The 1,255-nt window shown below is 66.8% G+C and carries 2 protein-coding genes; both read right to left on the bottom strand.

Features of this window, described 5'->3' with window-relative positions; translation table 11 throughout:
• Nucleotides 1–722, bottom strand: a 722-nt coding sequence (locus tag AC4FWB_RS34310) for an aminotransferase class I/II-fold pyridoxal phosphate-dependent enzyme (protein WP_491030632.1), incomplete at its 3' end; no start/stop codon positions are given.
• On the bottom strand, nucleotides 719–1,255 hold a 537-nt coding region (gene bioB, locus AC4FWB_RS34305; RefSeq protein WP_491030631.1), incomplete at its 5' end, for a biotin synthase BioB. The genes bioB and AC4FWB_RS34310, both read right to left, overlap by 4 nt.

The raw sequence follows: 1,255 nt of genomic DNA, 5'->3' as shown, positions 1-1,255 counted from the left end.
GTGACGAGCGCGCCGGAAGCGCCGAGCGCCTTGCCGCATGTGTGGAGCGCGAGAATGTTGTCGCGGCCCTCGAAAGCGACGGCAAGGCCGCGGCCATCCAGTCCCCAGACGCCCGTGGCGTGCGCCTCGTCGACAACGATGAACGCCTGGTGCCGATCGGCAAGCGCGACAAGGCACTCCAGCGGCGCGCAGTCGCCATCCATGCTGTAGAGGCTTTCGACCGCGATCCAGACGCGTCCCATGCCGCCGTCGGCGCGCCAGCGCGCGATCGCGTCCTCGACGGCATCGACGTCGTTGTGCGCGACCAGCACGAAATCCGCGCGGCCGGCGCGCGCACCCTCATGCATGCTGGCATGGGCGAGCTCGTCGAGGACGAGCAGGTCGCCCTTCTGCGGCAGCGCGGTCAGAATAGCGAAATTGGCGATGTAGCCGCCGCCGAAGAAAAGCGCGCGCTCGGCGCCGAAGAACGCTGCAGCGTGGGCCTCCAATTGCTCATGCTCCGGCGCGTTGCCGCGCAGCAGCCGCGATCCGGTGGCGCCGACCGGCGTGCCCCGTGCGATCGCCGCCACAACGGCATCGCCAAGCCTCTTACAGCCGGCAAGCCCGAGATAGTCGTTCGACGAGAAGTCGAGGCCGGCGCGCGGCGCAAGCTGCCGCAGCCGGTCCTTGCGCGCCAGCCCCTGCAGGGTCGCCTCATAGCGGGCAAGCTGTGCCCGGTTCATTGCGCCTCGAGTTCCATCGGCTCGATGCCGAGACGCCGGAACAGCAGCGTATCCTTGTCCTCGCCGGGATTGTCCGCCGTCAGCAGCGTGTCGCCGACGAAGATCGAATTGGCGCCGGCAAAAAAGCACAGCGCCTGCATTTCGTCGGTCATGGCGGTGCGGCCGGCGGAAAGGCGGACATGCGATTTGGGCATCATGATGCGTGCGAGCGCGATCACGCGCACGAACTCAATCGGCTCGATCGGGCTGGCGTCGGCAAGCGGCGTGCCGGCGATCGGGATGAGCATGTTGATCGGAACGCTTTCTGGATGCTCCGGCAGATTGGCGAGCGTCACCAGCATGTCGATCCGGTCCACCGGCTCTTCGCCCATGCCGACAATCCCGCCGCAGCAGACCTTGATGCCCGACAGGCGAACGTTCTCCAGCGTATCCAGCCGATCGGCAAAGCTGCGCGTGCTGATGACCTCGCTGTAATAGCGCTCCGACGTGTCGATGTTGTGGTTGTAGTAGTCGAGCCCCGCCTGCTTCAGTCG

Source organism: Mesorhizobium sp. LEGMi-168a (genome assembly GCF_058312955.1).
Note: the sequence above shows the minus strand (reverse complement) of the source record. Positions and strands in the feature narration are given on the sequence as shown.